Origin of the sequence: Leucobacter chromiireducens subsp. chromiireducens (assembly GCF_016758255.1) — a bacterium.
GTDB classification, from domain to species: Bacteria; Actinomycetota; Actinomycetes; order Actinomycetales; family Microbacteriaceae; genus Leucobacter; species Leucobacter chromiireducens.
The window spans coordinates 1,123,008-1,136,328 of sequence record NZ_QYAD01000001.1 but is presented as its reverse complement, the minus strand read 5'-3'; the positions used below and the strand labels follow the sequence as shown (position 1 = coordinate 1,136,328).

The 13,321-nt window shown below is 69.1% G+C and carries 12 protein-coding genes; 2 read left to right on the top strand and 10 right to left on the bottom strand.

Features of this window, described 5'->3' with window-relative positions; translation table 11 throughout:
* Positions 1-81: 81 nt before the first annotated feature.
* Together D3226_RS05360 and D3226_RS05355 are read right to left on the bottom strand one after the other, a co-directional pair.
* Positions 82-486, bottom strand: a complete 405-nt coding sequence (locus D3226_RS05360) for a YchJ family metal-binding protein (protein ID WP_202381316.1) — start codon at positions 484-486, stop codon at positions 82-84.
* The gene (locus D3226_RS05355; protein ID WP_202381315.1) at positions 483-2,153 is read right to left on the bottom strand and encodes a DUF885 domain-containing protein; all 1,671 of its coding nucleotides are present in this window, start codon (positions 2,151-2,153) and stop codon (positions 483-485) included. The genes D3226_RS05360 and D3226_RS05355 overlap by 4 nt, the downstream gene beginning before the upstream one ends.
* Before the next feature lie 115 nt (positions 2,154-2,268).
* On the opposite strand from D3226_RS05355, the gene D3226_RS05350 reads away from it, so the two are divergent.
* Positions 2,269-2,493, top strand: a complete 225-nt coding sequence (locus D3226_RS05350) for a hypothetical protein (protein ID WP_202381314.1) — start codon at positions 2,269-2,271, stop codon at positions 2,491-2,493.
* An 88-nt stretch (positions 2,494-2,581) separates the two neighbouring features.
* On the opposite strand, the gene D3226_RS05345 is transcribed toward D3226_RS05350, so the two are convergent.
* On the bottom strand, positions 2,582-4,159 hold the full coding sequence (locus tag D3226_RS05345) for an aminotransferase class I/II-fold pyridoxal phosphate-dependent enzyme (protein ID WP_202381313.1): 1,578 nt from the start codon (positions 4,157-4,159) through the stop codon (positions 2,582-2,584).
* A gap of 124 nt (positions 4,160-4,283) precedes the next feature.
* On the opposite strand from D3226_RS05345, the gene D3226_RS05340 reads away from it, so the two are divergent.
* The gene (locus D3226_RS05340; protein ID WP_202381312.1) at positions 4,284-5,198 is read left to right on the top strand and encodes a LysR family transcriptional regulator; all 915 of its coding nucleotides are present in this window, start codon (positions 4,284-4,286) and stop codon (positions 5,196-5,198) included.
* A gap of 270 nt (positions 5,199-5,468) precedes the next feature.
* Here D3226_RS05340 and D3226_RS05335 read toward each other — a convergent pair whose 3' ends face one another.
* The 7 genes from D3226_RS05335 to D3226_RS05305 form a co-directional block, all read right to left on the bottom strand.
* The gene (locus D3226_RS05335) at positions 5,469-6,935 is read right to left on the bottom strand and encodes an MDR family MFS transporter (RefSeq protein WP_337248900.1); all 1,467 of its coding nucleotides are present in this window, start codon (positions 6,933-6,935) and stop codon (positions 5,469-5,471) included.
* Positions 6,936-7,060: 125 nt separating this feature from the next.
* Positions 7,061-7,852, bottom strand: coding sequence for an ATP-binding cassette domain-containing protein (locus D3226_RS05330; RefSeq protein WP_202381311.1), 792 nt, complete (start codon positions 7,850-7,852; stop codon positions 7,061-7,063).
* Positions 7,849-8,697, bottom strand: coding sequence for an ABC transporter permease subunit (locus D3226_RS05325; RefSeq protein ID WP_202381551.1), 849 nt, complete (start codon positions 8,695-8,697; stop codon positions 7,849-7,851). Before D3226_RS05325 ends, D3226_RS05330 begins: the two co-directional genes overlap by 4 nt.
* Before the next feature lie 57 nt (positions 8,698-8,754).
* On the bottom strand, positions 8,755-9,570 hold the full coding sequence (locus D3226_RS05320) for an ABC transporter substrate-binding protein (RefSeq protein WP_202381310.1): 816 nt from the start codon (positions 9,568-9,570) through the stop codon (positions 8,755-8,757).
* A 145-nt stretch (positions 9,571-9,715) separates the two neighbouring features.
* Positions 9,716-11,029 (bottom strand): amidohydrolase family protein, encoded by a 1,314-nt coding sequence (locus tag D3226_RS05315; protein ID WP_202381309.1) that lies wholly within the window; start codon positions 11,027-11,029, stop codon positions 9,716-9,718.
* Positions 11,030-11,038: 9 nt separating this feature from the next.
* A complete protein-coding gene (locus D3226_RS05310; RefSeq protein ID WP_337248899.1) occupies positions 11,039-12,706 on the bottom strand; it encodes an adenosylhomocysteinase in 1,668 nt (555 codons plus the stop codon).
* Entirely contained in the window at positions 12,699-13,313 is a 615-nt protein-coding gene (locus D3226_RS05305) for a hypothetical protein (RefSeq protein WP_202381308.1), read from the bottom strand. The genes D3226_RS05310 and D3226_RS05305 overlap by 8 nt, the downstream gene beginning before the upstream one ends.
* Positions 13,314-13,321 lie beyond the last annotated feature (8 nt).

Sequence of the window (13,321 nt, the reverse complement as noted above, 5' to 3'; positions counted from 1 at the left end):
CGGCGTCCCACCTCGCGGTCACCCCTCAGCCGCGGAAATCCGGCTGAGGGGTTGTTGTCGCGGGGTGACGGGCCTGCCCGGTTAGATTTCCTCGCCGTCCGTGTAGCGCCAGCCAGCGCCGGCACGCGTGAACCGGCTTCGCTCCCGCTGCTCGAATCGTCCCTCGACGCCACGGCCAATCGCGGTGAAGGTCACGAAGCCCTCCGCGTCACCGGGGCCACCGCGGCTCGTGTCCGAAATGAAGAGCCGCCGCCACTCAACCGTGTCGTCGAGCTCAAGTTCGTCTGGTCGGGTGGCAGGATCCCAACTCTCGAGCAGGTAGTCGGTGAGGCCCAGCGCAAACGCTGAGAATCGCGAGCGCATCAATCGTTCGGGGCTCGGCGCGGGCGCCCCGGCGTGCAGCGCACCGCAGCACGCTGCGTAGCTCTCGCCGCTCCCGCAGGGGCAGAAATGTTCCCCGGAGGGCCCTGCTGCGGCGGTGCTCACGCGCTGGGCCCGCCGCGCAGCGCGCGCTCGAGCGTGTCGAGCCGCACACCGCCCAGCGCGAGCGCCTCGCGGTGGAAATCGCGCACATCGAAGTCGCGGCCGGCGGTCGACGCGCGCATCGCAGCCTCATCGCGCAGCTGCTCCCAGATGCGCTGACCCACCTTGTAGGAGGGGGCTTGGCCCGCCCAACCGAGGTAGCGGAGCACCTCGAAGCGAACAAAGCTGTCGTTCATGTTGACGTGCTGCGCCATGAAGGCGAACGCGGCGTCGCCATCCCAGGTCCCACCATCGGGGTGCGGCTTGCCGAGGTGCACGCCAATGTCGAGCACCACGCGGGCCGCACGCATGCGCTGACCGTCGAGCATGCCGAGGCGATCCGCCGGATCATCGAGATAGCCCAGCTGCTCCATGAGCCGCTCCGCGTAGAGCGCCCAGCCTTCGGCATGCCCCGAGCTCCCCGCGAGCTGTCGGCGCCACTCGTTGAGCACACCCCGATTCACGACCGCCTGACCGATCTGCAGGTGATGACCGGGAACCCCCTCGTGATAGACCGTGGTGAGCTCGCGCCAGGTGTCGAACTCGGTGACTCCCTCGGGAACCGACCACCACATGCGGCCAGGACGGGAGAAGTCGTCGCTCGGCCCGGTGTAGTAGATCCCGCCCTCCTGCGTCGGTGCGATCATGCACTCGAGCGCACGGATCTCCTCCGGGATGTCGAACTGCGTTGCCCCCAGCTCAGCGACGGCGCGATCGCTCGTCTCTTGCATCCACCGTTGCAGGGCCTCGGTGCCGTGCAACTTGCGGCTCTCGTCGCGCTCGAGTTGCGCAATCGCTTCGGCGACCACACCGGGGTGGCGCGCGCCGCCCGTGATCTCAGCAGCAATACGCTCCTGCTCGTCGACCATGCGCGCGAGCTCCTCGATCCCCCACTCGTAGGTCTCGTCGAGGTCGACTTTCGCCCCGAGGAACGCCTCGGATGCGAGCTCGTAGCGCTCCCGCCCGAACGCGTCTGTGGTTGGCGCGACGGGCGCAAGCTCACGCTCCAGGTAGTCGGCCGTCTCGGCATACGCAGCAGAGGCGGCTGCAGCAGCGGCCTCGAGCTCCTCGCCACGGCCCGCAACCAGTTGCCCGAAAAAGCCGGGAGTCGCGGGCGTGCCGGCGGTGCGGCGCGTCTGCGCAGCAACCTCGGTGACCTGACGGAGGGCCGGGGCGAGCCCCTGCGCCGCTCCGGCGCCGAGGGCCGCGCGGTACCCGGCGAGCGCGGCGGGAATGGCGCGCAGCCGCTCGCCAATGTCGCCCCATTCTGCGTCGCTTGCGGTCGGCATCAGATCGAAGCTGTCGCGGATCTGTTGCAGCGGCGACTCGATGACGTTGAGGTCTCGGAGCGCTTCTCCCGCGGCATGCTGCGCGAGGCCCAGGGTGAGCTCCGAGCTCAGGTCCGCCTGCGTAACCGCGTCGACGGAATCGACGGGCGTCGCCGCCTGGAGCTCGGCGAGCGTGGCTCGCTGCGCATCCGCGAACCTTTCAGCCCCCTCGGGCGAGTAATCAGGCAGTCCGCCGCCCGCGCGGCCGATGTACGTGCCAATCGTCGGATCGTGCGCAACGAGGGTGTCAACCCACACCTCTGCGATGCGATCAATGGGTGTCTGCTCCCGCGAATTCGTCATGTCTCCAGCCTAGGCGCCCCTGGCACGCCGCGGGGCAGATTGCTCGTCCCCGAAAGCAGGGTAGGATGACAGTATTGGCGTTCTGCGCCCACCGACCACCCGCGAGGAGTAACACGTGAAGATCCGCACCCGCATCGCTACCGCCGTGACCGCAGCGCTCGCTTCGGTGTTCGTCGCAGCCCCGGCGTTCGCGTCCGGCGCAGCCGACACCACCGACTCGATGTTCTCGTCGGCCGGCCAGCCCGTCGACGTCGTTGCGATCTCGATCGTTGGCGTGGTGCTGCTCGCGGTCGTGCTCATCGGCTCGACGCTTATCGGCAACCTCTTCGAGAAGAAGTAAGCTTCTCTCACAACAACAAACGGGGCGGGATCCACTTGGATCCCGCCCCGTTTGCGTTCTGGTGCGCAGTGCGCGCCAGAACGACAAGTTACTCCCCGCGCAGCACGCGGAAGCCCGCAACCGCAGAGTCGACCGCACCACGCACGTAGCCGGTCGGTGAGGCGGCAACCGCCTGCAGGAACGCCACCGTGTCCGCGGTTATCTCCTCACCGGGCAGCAGGTTCGGGATGCCGGGCGGGTAGGCCGCGAGCGTATCCGCCGAGATGCGTCCGATCGCGTCGGCCGCCGGAACGACCTCGCTCTCCGAGAAGTATGCGTCCCGCGGACGCACGCGCAGCGGGCCAGCCTCAGGAAGCGAGGGGAACGCAATCGCGTCCGCAGCGGGCAACGTGGCTGCCTCGTCGGCCACAGCCGACAGGGCCGTCATGAAGCGCTCAACATCGATCGTGCGCAGCGCCCCGAGCACCGCCACCACGCTCGTCGCGGTGGACATCTCCAGGTAGACGCCGTGCTCATCAGTCATGCGGCCACGGACCCAGTGCCCGCTCTGCCCGAGGCGGGACACATCGATCGGCACGCGCAACAGGTCGGTCTCAGTGATGTCGGCGTAGGCGTCGAAGCCATCGCTGATCACAGCGAAGCGCTCGTCGGCCCGCAGCCGCTCACGGATCTCCTTCGCGGCGGCGACCGTCGCGCCAATGCGCGCTTCCCCGAGCACGAGCGCGCGGCGCGCGGTGTCGAGCGAGGACATGAGGATACCGCTCATCGAAGTTGACGCGGTCATCGAGAACGCGCGTGCAACGAGCGGCTCCAGCCGCTCGGCGTAGGGCCCGTGCCCCAGGTGCAGCATCGCCGACTGCGTGAGCGAGCCCGCAAGCTTGTGCGTGCTCGAGATCACGAGGTCGGCGCCAAGCCGCGCGGGCGACTCCGGCAGCTCCGGATGGAAGCCGAAGTGGGCGCCCCAGGCGCCGTCGACGATGATCGCCGCGTCGTGCGCGTGAGCAACCTCTGCGAGCCCAGCAACGTCTGCCGTCGAGCCGAAGTAGCTCGGCGACACTACGAGGACGCTCGAAACGGGGCGGCCCGCTTCGGCCTCACGACGCAGCGCGTCGTCAAGCATCTGCGGCGTGAGCCCGTGTGCAATCCCGTGGCGCTCGTCTACATTGGGCGATACGAACGACGGGATGAGCCCGGACAGGAGCACGCCGTCCGTGAGGCTCGAGTGCATGCTTCGCTGAATGAGGATCCGCTCCCCCAGCCCGCGGACCGCGATCGCCGCGGTGCGGTTGGCCTGTGACGCACCGTTCGTGAGGAACCAGGTGCGCTTGGCACCCCACGCATCGGCGGCGAGGCGCTGCGCTTCGACGAGCGGCGAGTCATCTCCGAGGTCGATCCCGGAGAGCATGAGGGGCACGTCGAGCTGCGGGACGCGCGGCCCGTAGAGCTCTGCGAGGTGCTGCGCACCCGCCTCGGGGTCGTTGCCGTGGCCGGGCACCATGAAGGAGAGCGGGCTCGAGTCAGCGAAGCGCTGCAGCGCCTCAGCGTAGGGCGCGCGTTCGTGGCCCGCGCCAATGCGGGGAGCGGTTGCGGGGGCGGAGGTTTGTGTGGGCACGGCCGCGCCATCCTGGAGGACGGGGGCAGTGGTGTTCGAGTCGTGGTGCAGCATGGTGCCAGAATGCCCGTTCGCAGCCGCGGCGAGAACCCCGGAAACCCCTCCCGGGCCCCATATACTGTCTTGAACGCGCACGGGAAGGGACCCGGGTGCGGTCCAGAAGGATTGGGGATACTCGATGATCGACCTCCGCCAGCTGCAGGCGCTCAGCGCCGTCGCCGCAGAGGGTTCCGTTGCCCGCGCCGCGACCCGACTGGGGTGGAGCCAACCCACCGTCGACTATCACCTCCGCAATCTCGACCGCCTGGTCGGCGCAGACCTCACCACACGCAGTACGCGCGGTTCGAAGCTCACCACCGCCGGAACACTGATGCTTGAGCGGGGCGAGGAGATTCTCGGGCTCACCGATCGCGCGCTCACGGATGTGCGCGATCTCGCACAGCTCGGCCGGATCCGGCTCCGCTTTGGCACCTTCCCCACGGCCGCAGCCCGCCTCCTCCCGGGAATTGTCAGCCGCGTCAGCGAGCTTGGGATCGAGCTCGACGCGCACCTCGAGGAGCTTGCGCCGCTCGTCACGCGTATCAACCAGCACACCCTCGACGCCGCGCTTGTGTACGCGGCGGGTGGCTACCAGCTGCCCTTCCGCGCTGAGGTGCACACGACGCACCTGTTCACTGACCCGATGTTGCTTGCGCTTCCCGCGGCTCACCCCGCCGCGCACCACGCGGTGTTCGACCGCGCGACGCTGCTCACCCTGGCCGAGGACAGCTGGGTGATGGGGTCCACGCCTGGCGACACGCTTGATGATCTCGTGCGTGAGGTGTTCCTCGCTGAGGGGCACAAGATCGATGTCGCCATCCGCACGGATGACTACTCGGTAGTGCTTGGCCTCATCGCCGCGGGGATGGCGGTGGCGCTCGTCCCCAGCTTGGTGAGCAACCAACCGCCGGAGGGCGTGGTGCTCCGCCCGATCGAGGATCCGCGTTTCGCGCGCGAGCTGCTGCTTGCGGCACCGGCGGGGCCAAGCGGCCCCTCCGCAGCGGTGCGCCAGCTCGCAGAGGCGGTGCGTCGCTCGATCAGCGCACTCGGCTGATCCGCCGCCTACGCTGCGGAGAGCCCCGCGGGGGGTGCGTAGCGCGCGGAGCGCGAGTGCCTGGCTCGCCGCGAAGAGCGCGACATCGAGCGCGATCGCGACAATCGCGAGCACAATGAGCGAGCTCGCCGCCGTCACCGCGGCGAACGCGACAAACAGCCCGAGAACGAAGCAGTACGCGGCGTCGATGCGGAGGCTCCAGGTGCCGAGCGCGCGGCCAGAGATGCGGGTCATGCCCCCAGGTCTGCCACGGCGCCCGGCCTCAGGACACTAGTGCGCGGCGGGCGCACCCTCCGCTTCTTCCGGCTTCGAGATGAAGAACGCGAGCACCACTGGGATGAGCGCGATGCAGGCCGCCGTGAAGAAGGCCGCGTTCGCACCGGGTGCCCCCGCGTCGGCGGTGGGCAGCCCCTCGGCCTCGCCAGCGTGCAGGAAGCCCGAGTAGATCGAGATGAGCACCGCGGTGCCGGCGGCTCCGGCGACCTGCTGCAGCGTGTTGAGGGCGGCTGAACCGTGCGAGTAGAGCGAGCGGTCGAGCGAACCGAGCGACGCTGAGAAGAGCGGCGTGAACGAGCTTGCGAGGCCGACCGACATCGCGATCTGCACGATCATGAGGAACCACATGGGAGTGTGCGTCCCCACGGTCGAGTACACGAACATCGCCGCGGCGATGAGGATCGTGCCCGGGACAAGCAGCGTCCGCGGACCGCGCGCATCGTAGATCCGCCCCATCACGGGCCCGAGCAGCCCCATGATCACGGAGCCCGGGAGCAGCACAAGGCCCGCGGCCGTCGGGTCGAGCCCCGCGACGTTCTGCAAGTACAGCGGCAGCAGCGAGAACGTACCGAACATCGCGAGCGAGATCACCGCCATGATGATCACCGCGACAACAAAGTTGCGCGAGGTGAACACGCGCAGATCGAGCAGGGCATCGTCCTTCTTCTGCAGTGCGAGCTGGCGCCACACAAACAGGCCGAGGAATACGGCTCCGCCCACGATGACCGCCCACGGCGGCAGCACGCCGGACGCGCCGTGGCCGCCCAGCTGGCTCAGCCCGAACACGATGCCACCGAATGCGAATGCCGAGAGCACGATCGACAGCACATCGATCGGCGCATTCGTCGTCTCACCCAGGTTGGTCATCCACTTCGCGCCGAGCGCGAGCGCGACGAGCGCGATGGGGAGGATGATGCCGAACAGCCACCGCCAGCCGAGCGAGTCGAGCACCACTCCGGAGAGGGTGGGGCCGAGCGCCGGGGCGAGGCTGATCACGAGCCCAACACGTCCCATCATGCGGCCGCGCGAGTGCGCAGGCACGACATTCATCACGGTCGTCATGAGCAGCGGCATCATGATGCCAGTACCCGCGGCCTGCACCACGCGGCCTGCAAGCAGCGTCGAGAAGCCTGGCGCGATCAGACAGATCGCCGTGCCCACGATGAAGGTGCTGATGGCCGCGAGGAACACCTGACGGGTGGTGAAGCGCTGCAGCAGGAAGCCGGTGGTCGGAATCACCACGGCCATTGTCAGCATGAAGGCGCTTGTGAGCCACTGGCCCAGCTCGGGCGGGATCCCGAGGCTCGCGTTCAGCGCGGGGATGGCGATCGCCATCGTCGTTTCGTTCAGGATCGCCACAAACGCGGCGACGAGCAGCAGCCAGATGACGCGCATCCCTGCGGGGTCGATGGCGTCAGCTGGCTGCTGCGGCACGCGAATGGAATCGGTGTCGGGGGTCACGAGAGAAAGCTCCTTGGAGGGCGTGAAGACGGACCCGCCCCGGGAGGAGTGTTCGGCCGATTCCTCGGAGGCAGACGTATTAGTCTACCCACAAATTGGCCGGTGTTGGGCTGTGACCTGGAAGATTATGCGTCGAAGGGGTCGCGAAGTCGCGCGAGGAACTCGCGGGTCTCCGCGCGCTGCGGCGCTTCGAAGATCTGCTCGGGCGGGCCCGACTCGATGATCACGCCGTCCTTCAGGTACACGACTCGGTCGGCGACGCGACGCGCAAACGACATCTCGTGCGTGGCCATCACGATCGTCGAGCCGCTCGCCTTCAGCTCGCGCACGAGATCGAGCACTTCGCCGACGAGCTGCGGATCGAGCGCGCTCGTGATCTCATCGAGGAGCAGCAGCTCGGGATCGGTGGCAACCGCGCGGGCGATCGCCACACGCTGCTGCTGGCCACCCGAGAGCCGATCAGGGTACTCGTCCGCCTTGTCGGCCAGGCCGATTCGCGCGAGGAGCGCGCGGCCCGTCGCCTCGGCGTCTGCGCGTGGGGTGCCAAACACCTTGCGCGCGGCGAGCGTCACGTTGTCGAGCACGTTCATGTGCGGAAACAGGTTGTAGTGCTGGAACACGACACCGATGCGTGCGCGCACGGCGTCGGTGTGTGCACGCGGGTCGGTGATGTCCTCGCCGCTCAAGAGGATCTGCCCATCGTCGATCTGCTCGAGCAGGTTCACGGTCTTCAGAAGCGTCGACTTCCCCGAGCCGGAGGCGCCAATCAGCACCACGACCTCATGCTGGGCGACGGTGAGGTCGATCCCGCGCAGCACGGGGTGGTCCCCGAAACGCTTGTGCACGCCGCGCACCTCAAGCACGGGTGTGGGTGCGGTGGTGTCCGCCGGGGCAGGCCCGGGGTCTTGCGCGGTCACACCGCACCTCCGATCTGCTCGCGCTTCTGAGCGCGGGCGGTGACCCAATCGGTGAGCCGCACGAACGGCCACGACATGAGCACGAACAGGATGCCAGCGACGACGTAGGGGGTGAAGTTGTAAGCCGTCGCAACCTCGATCTGCGCGGCGCGAATCGCATCGACGGCGCCGAGCACCGAAATGAGACCGACGTCCTTCTGCATTGAGACGAAGTCGTTCATGAGCGCGGGCGTCACCTTGCGCACGGCCTGCGGCATCACCACGAGGCGCAGGGTTTTGCTGTGGCTGAGCCCCAGCGAGCGAGCCGCGAGCCGCTGCGACGGGTGCACCGCGTCGATGCCGGCGCGCAGCACCTCCGCAACGTACGCGGAATAGCAGAGGATCAGCGCGATGGCGCCCCAGAACTGCGCCGGCATGCGCCCGGTGAGCCCGAGGCCCGGGATCCCGAAGCCGACGAGGTAGAGCACCAGCAGTACGGGAATGCCTCGGAAGAGGTCGGTGTACGCAGCCGCAAACAGCCGGAGGGGTGTAAACACCGCGCCCTTCAGCGTGCGCGCGATGGCGAGCAGCGTGCCGAAGATCGCCACACCGATCACCGCGACGACGAGCACCTGAATGTTGAGCCAGAGCCCTTCGAGCACGCGCGGCAGCGAGGCGATCGCGACGGCGGGATCGAAGAAGGTCTCGCGTACGCGGTCCCAGCCGGGGCTGTTGACGATGACGATCGCGATGACGCCGGCGAACACGAGCGTGCTTGCGAGGCTCACCAGGATGGAGCGCTGCTTGCGCGAGCGGCGGAACGCGCGGCGTTCCAGCTCAATCGCGCTCACGGCGAAGCCGCCGATGTCGGTGGATCCGACGCCGGCGGCCTGCGAAGCTGGGGTGGGGTGACTCACGCGGGGTTACTTCAGAACCGGGGCGCCCTGGTCGGCAACCCACTTCGCGATGAGTTCGTCGAGCGTGCCGTTCTCGCGGAGCGTGTCAACGGCCTTCGTCACGTCGGCGGTGAGCTTCGAGTCCTTCGGCAGCACGATCGCGAACTCGTCGCCGCCCTCGGTGGAGTCGAGCTGTCCGACGATCACACCGTCGTCGAGCTGCGCGTCGCGCACATAGAAGGCGCCCGGCAGGTCAGTGACGAGGGCATCGATGGTGCCGTTCTTGAGCGCAGCAACCGTGTCATCCACGTTGTTGAAGACCTGCAGCTTCTGGGTGGGGGCGATGATCTCTTCAGCAACGAGGAGCGACGTGGTACCCGAGGCGACGCCGATCACCGAGTCCTTGAGGTCCGCGAGGCTCGTTGCCTTCGCGGCGTCCGTGCCGCCGGCAGCCACAACGGCCTGCGTGGTCACGAAGTACGGCGAGGAGAAGTCAACAGCCTTCTTGCGCTCGTCGTTCACCGAGAACTGCTGCAGGTTGAGGTCGAAGTCCTTCGGGCCCGGCGCGATCGCGGCGTCGAAGCTGGTGCGCACCCACTCGACGTCCGTCTTCTTGTAGCCGAGCTCGTCGGCAACCGCGTATGCCACGGCAGCCTCGAAGCCCTCGCCGCTCGCGGGGTCGTTGTTCAGCACCCACGGCGCGTACGCGGGCTCACCGGTCGCGATCGTGAGCTTGTTGGGCGTGACCGTTGCCGAGTCAGTGCCACCCGCGCAGCTCGTGAGCGCGAGGAGTGCGGCGGCGCCAACAGCGACGGCTGCGGCGAGGCGGGACGTGCGAGACATGGAGAACTCCTAGAGAGGTGCGGAGGACGTGCGGGCGCACGAAACCGGTCCGCGCGTATGCCCCCAGTCTACGAGATGTCAGACCACCTCGCGCGCGGGGCGTCACGCACCGTCATACGCGGAGCCCGCGCGGTGGCGACCCTGTTTAGACGCCGGGCGCCCGGAAGCGCTCAACACCATCGACGATGGTGCGCCGGGCACGGCCCGCCCCGTCCTCCACCAGCTCAGCGAGCGCCACGTCGGGGTCGGTCGTTCCGACCGCAAAGAATGCCAGGTCGGCAACCGCCCCGACGCCCAGCTGTCCGAGCCGCCCCTTCCCCACGTGCAGGCCGAGCGCCGCGGCGCCCCCAAGGGTCGCAGCCCCAAACAAGCGCTGGTGCAGATCATCGCCGCGGTAGCCCTGCGCACGCGCCACCTTGTAGAGCGTCGCCACGTCGGCGAGCAGATCCAGTGACGGCGATGAGGAGAGCGAGTCGGTGCCCACGGCAATCTGATTGCCCTCGCGGAGGTACGCCGCTACCGGGGGCATGTCGAGGCCGATCACCTCGTTCGACCGCGGACACAGGGCCACGCTCGTGCCGCGGGCGCGCAGCAGCGCACGGTCTTCCGCACTCACGTACACGCCGTGCGCAATGTGGCAGTCTGGCCCGAGCACGCCCAGGTGGTCGACGAACTGCGTGGACGACACCCCGATGCCGTGGGAACGCAGGGCGCGGAAACTGTCGGCCTCAAGCTCCGGCCACTCGCCGTGACCACCGGGACCCGCGTAGCCGTCAATCCCGTCGAACTCGCGCTCCATGTGCGCCTCAGCGAGGTGAATGTGGAGGCGCAGCCCCTCCTCGCGCACGATGTCCGGCAGTTCAAGGAGCGGCTGCACCTCAAGCGAGTACGGGGCATGCGGCGAAACACCTGCCCCGGGCGGGGTGGGGATACGGCGCAACTGCTCACGCACCTCTTCGCGCGCGGCCTCGTCCCAGTCCTCGTTGCTCTTGCCGTAGACCTCCCAGTACGCGATGCCGTGCATGCCCGCATCGTGCAGCGCGCTCAGCGCCTCGCGGTCGGTGACGACGTCGGCGGCGGCGGTGACCCCGGCGGAGAGGCTGAGCTTCGCACCCGCTGCGGCGGCGGCACCCCAGTCGTGTCCGCCGCGGTCGTACACCACATCGAACGCGTCACCCCAGTCATCGAAGCCGGTGTAGTTGCGGGCAGCCACCTCGGCCATGTGCGTGTACTGCAGGTGGGTGTGCGCGTTCACGAGCCCCGGCGCGATCACACCATCCCATCGCTCTTCGGTGTATGCGGCCCCGCGGGCAGCGAGCGCCTCGCGCACCCAGCGCCGGTCACCGACGTGCAGAATCCGATCCCCCTGCACGGCCACCGCACCGTCGGTGATCCGAGGGCTCGTCACCGGGAACACGAGAGGGGAGCTATATACAACGATTGCGGGATCAGTACTCACCCCAAAAGTCTAGCCGCGGGGTGCGTCGGCCCGGCTGCGATACCGGTGAACGCGCCAGGGCTGCGCCGCACCGCCCGCGCGGTCCGAGCGGACCGGGCGCGCCGGCGCACCGCCGCGAGCATTGAGCGCGGCGCGCGCCACGCGTTCCTCCTCGGCGACCGAAAGCGCGTGGACCCCCGGCGGCAACGGCGTCTCGAGCAGCCGCAGCAGCGCGGCAAGCTGCGTGGCAAACGACAGGTCCATCACCTCGATGGGATTGCCCTCCGCCGCAGAGTAGTTCACTCCCCCACCCTCGGCGAGCACGAGTGGGCCCGCGTCTGCACCGGGTGCGAGCCACTCAGCAACCCGGGCGCCACGTGAGCGGTGCGTCCACCCGGTTTCGGCGAGCGTGTCGAGCGCAAGCTCATCGTCAATCCCCCCGGCGACTGCGACGATCGTGCCGGGGCGCAGCAGCGCGAAGCCCGCGGCGTCAAGCGTGTGCCACACGCCGGTCGCGCTCACGACCACATCCGCCTCGGGCAGGGCACGCTCGCTTGGCTGCGCGTCGAAGCCGTCGTGCAGCGCCGCGAGCGCGCGAACGGGATCTGGCTCGACGACGGTGATCCGCGCGCCGAGTGCCGCAGCGAAGCGTGCCACGCCCTGACCCACTGGGCCGTAGCCGAGCACCGCCCAGCGGGTGCCACTGAGCCCCGCGTAGTGCGGGTCGGCAGCATCCCAGACATCTGCGAGCGCGAACACGCAGGACTGCCCCGTGCCGATGAGGTTGTCAAAGCCGGTCTTCGTGCGCGCATCGTTCACGGCGATGACCGGTATCTGGAGTTCGCCGTCAGCCGCCATCTCATGCAGCGGCCGCACGCCGCTCGTCGTCTCCTCGGCAGCTGCGCGCAGTGTGACGAGCGCCTCGGGCTGCTCCGTGTGGGCCAGGCGGATCAAGTGCGAGCCGTCGTCGATGAGCAGTTCGGGGCGCCAGGCGAGCACCGCCGCGGCGTGCCGTGCGTCGCATTCCCGCACGGTCCGCGCGGAATCCTCGTCAACTGCGGCGAGCGCGGTGGTGGGCGCGAACACTGCAACGCGCCCCGTCGCCGCGAGCGCCGCAGCGACCTCCGGGTCGGTCTCGCTGACCGCGCTGAATACAGCGACCTCGCACCCGGCGTCCGCAAGCGCGAGCGTGAATGCGGCGGTTTTCGGCTCGAGCACCAGGCTCACCGCGATGCGCGGGGCGTGATCCCCGGTCGCCTCGGCGAGCGTCTGGGCGAGCTGCGCGGTTGCCGGCATGCCCTGGGCGGCCCACGCGATCCTCGCCTCGGCTGAGGCAGCGCGCGGCGATGCGAGGGAACCGTCGAGCCCCACGCGCACCGGGGGCAGAGCGCCCGCCTGCGATTGCGCAGCCGCCCGAGTATCTGCGCCCGCAGGCCTCGCGTCGATGCCTGCCGTGTCCGCAAACGCGAACTCGACGGTGGGGTGGGCCGCAGGGGCGGTACGCACGCCCATGCGCTGCAGCGCGGTGTGCAACAGGTCTCGCTGCGTGGGATCGCTGAGCTCTACGCTCGCCACGCCGCCCGCGAGCATTCGGTTTCCCGCTCGCGCCGCCGCGCGCAGCGCGCGTTCAACGGCGAGCTGCGGCGTTCCCGCGATCCCGCTCGAGAGGGCCTCGGTGCCAGTGTTCGACTCAGTCACGGTCCGTGGTGTCCTTCTCGTTGGTGTCCGGGGACTTCGAAGTTGATTTCGCTGCACGCTCGTCCGCAAGCTGCTTGGCGCGCTCTGCACACGCGGCGTCGGGGTCGTCGGGGAGTTCGAGCGCGGCGCGCGCGGCAGCGGCGGCCGCACCGCTCTCGCCCGCACCATCCCAGGCGTAGTCGAGCACAGCCGCAGCGTCGAGTTCCGCGAGTTCACGCGCCTGCGCGCGGTCGCTCAGCAGCGTGGCGCGCACCGCCTCAACCTCGTCGCTTGCCGCACGCGGCCATACGGAACGCTCGGGGTCCAGGCGCTTCGCGCCCTCGCCGCTCGCCTGTGCGACTTCAGTGAGCGCTTCAGCGAGCGGGGCGACGTCGCGGTCGCCGAGCGTCACGGCGATGCGGAAGCGTTCGAGTGCGGCGTCGGCCCGATCCCACGCCTCGTTCACCGGGCACACTGCGTCGAGGTAGGCCGTTCCTGCTTCGCTCGCCGAGAGCACCTCGGGTTCTGGCTCGGGCGCGCCCGAGCAGCCGCTCAGCGCCACCGCCGCCAGAAGCACGAGAGCAGCACTCGACACACTTCCCCCGGCCAGGCGCGACTTCTTTCCCATGGCCTCAG

Excerpts from the sequence above, each read along its gene's own strand:
- D3226_RS05355 (WP_202381315.1), bottom strand. The coding sequence starts at position 2,153 with ATGACGAATTCGCGGGAGCAGACACCCATTGATCGCATCGCAGAGGTG.
- D3226_RS05345 (WP_202381313.1), bottom strand. The coding sequence starts at position 4,159 with ATGCTGCACCACGACTCGAACACCACTGCCCCCGTCCTCCAGGATGGC.
- D3226_RS05340 (WP_202381312.1), top strand. The coding sequence starts at position 4,284 with ATGATCGACCTCCGCCAGCTGCAGGCGCTCAGCGCCGTCGCCGCAGAG.
- D3226_RS05320 (WP_202381310.1), bottom strand. The coding sequence starts at position 9,570 with ATGTCTCGCACGTCCCGCCTCGCCGCAGCCGTCGCTGTTGGCGCCGCC.
- D3226_RS05305 (WP_202381308.1), bottom strand. The coding sequence starts at position 13,313 with ATGGGAAAGAAGTCGCGCCTGGCCGGGGGAAGTGTGTCGAGTGCTGCT.